The following is a 1,924-nucleotide window of genomic DNA, read 5'->3' as shown; positions in this document are numbered from 1 at the left end:
GAGGTGGACTGGGCCGGAATGCTTTCCGGTGCACGGGCGGTCGATCTGCCCACCTACCCGTTCCAGCGTGAGCGGTACTGGATCGAGGAGTCGACGGCGAACGGCTCGGCACCGGACGTCGTCGCGTCGCCCGTCCCTACCATCGCGGCGACGCCACGGCGACTCGCGAGCCCGGCCGAGCTGACGAGCCTGGTGAACACCAGCATCGCGATGGTCCTCGGGCACGACGACGCGGCCGCCGTCGAGACCTCCCGCACCTTCAACGACCTCGGATTCGACTCGGTGTCCTCCGTTGATCTGCGCGATCGGTTGGCCGCCGCGACCGGGCTGCGCTTACCCGCAGGGCTGCTGTTCAACTATCCGACCCCGCGGGAACTGGCCGCGCGCCTGGACGAACTGCTGTCGGGGGCCGGGCGCGGCGACGCGGTCACGCGCGCCGCGACCACCGACGAACCGATCGTCATCGTCGGGATGAGCTGCCGATTCCCCGGCGGTGTCCGCACACCCGAGGACCTGTGGCGGCTGGTCGAGGACGGTGTCGACGCCATCGGCGAATTCCCCACCGACCGCGACTGGGATCTGGACACCCTCTTCGACCAGGACCCCGGCAAATCCGGCGCCTCCTATGCCCGACACGGTGGATTCCTCACCGACGCCGCCGGTTTCGACGCGGCCTTCTTCGGGATCAGCCCGCGCGAGGCGCTGGCGATTGACCCGCAACAGCGCCTGCTGCTGGAGACGGCGTGGGAAGCGGCCGAGGACGCGGGCATCGCGCCGTCGGGGCTGCGCGGTGAACAGGTCGGCGTCTTCGTCGGCGCGATGGCCCAGGACTACGGGCCGCGTCTGCACGAGGGCGCCGAAGACGGCGGACTCGACGGCTACCTGCTGACCGGCAGCACCACCAGCGTCGCCTCCGGGCGCATCGCCTACACGCTCGGACTGTCCGGGCCCGCCGTCACGGTGGACACCGCGTGCTCGTCGTCACTGGTCGCGCTGCACCTGGCGGCCCAGGCGCTGCGCCAGGGCGAGTGCACGCTCGCCTTGGCAGGCGCGGCCGCCGTGCTCGCGACACCGGGCATGTTCGTGGAATTCAGCCGCCAGCGCGGACTCGCGCCCGACGGTCGGTGCAAGCCGTTCGCGGCCGCCGCCGACGGCACCGCGTGGGCCGAGGGCGCGGGAATGGTCGTGCTGGAACGGCTGTCGGACGCCGAGCGCAACGGCCACCGGGTTCTGGCGGTGCTGCGCGGGTCCGCGATCAACCAGGACGGCGCGAGCAACGGTCTCAGCGCGCCGAACGGGCCGTCACAGGAACAGGTGATCCGGAGTGCGCTGGCCGCAGGAGGTCTCACGGCGGGCGAGGTGGACGCGGTGGAGGCGCACGGCACCGGTACGACATTGGGCGACCCGATCGAAGCCGAGGCGCTGCTGGCCACTTACGGGCAAGCGCACAGCGCGCAGCGGCCCTTGCTCTTGGGCTCGCTGAAATCCAATATCGGCCACGCGCAGGCCGCCGCGGGGATGGGCGGCGTGCTGAAGATGGTGCTCGCCCTGCGGCACGGAGTGCTGCCCCGCACGCTGCACGTCGACGCCCCCAGCCCCCACGTCGACTGGAGTTCCGGCGCGGTCCGGCTGCTGACCGAAGCCGTCGACTGGCCCGTGACCGACCGTCCGCGCCGCGCCGGCGTCTCCTCGTTCGGGATCAGCGGCACCAACGCGCACGTCATCCTGGAACAGGCTCCCGCGCCGGACCCGGCCACGACGGCGGCTCCGGAATCCGAGACCGCACCTGCCCTGGCATTGCCGCTGGTGCTGTCGGCGCGGACTGGAGAAGCATTGCGCGCGCAGGCCGCCCGCCTGCGCGATCTGCTCGTCGCCGATCCCGATCTGCTGCCCGCCGATGCCGGACTCACCCTGATCGCGGGCC

At 72.0% G+C, this 1,924-nt stretch carries 1 pseudogene; it reads left to right on the top strand.

What is annotated here, in order from left to right:
- Positions 1-174: 174 nt before the first annotated feature.
- Positions 175-1,924, top strand: a pseudogene (locus ON30_RS15425) (type I polyketide synthase); the annotation flags it as partial.

The organism is Nocardia takedensis NBRC 100417 (assembly GCF_000308695.1).
In the GTDB taxonomy this organism is placed as follows: domain Bacteria; phylum Actinomycetota; class Actinomycetes; order Mycobacteriales; family Mycobacteriaceae; genus Nocardia; species Nocardia takedensis.
Note: the sequence above shows the minus strand (reverse complement) of the source record. Positions and strands in the feature narration are given on the sequence as shown.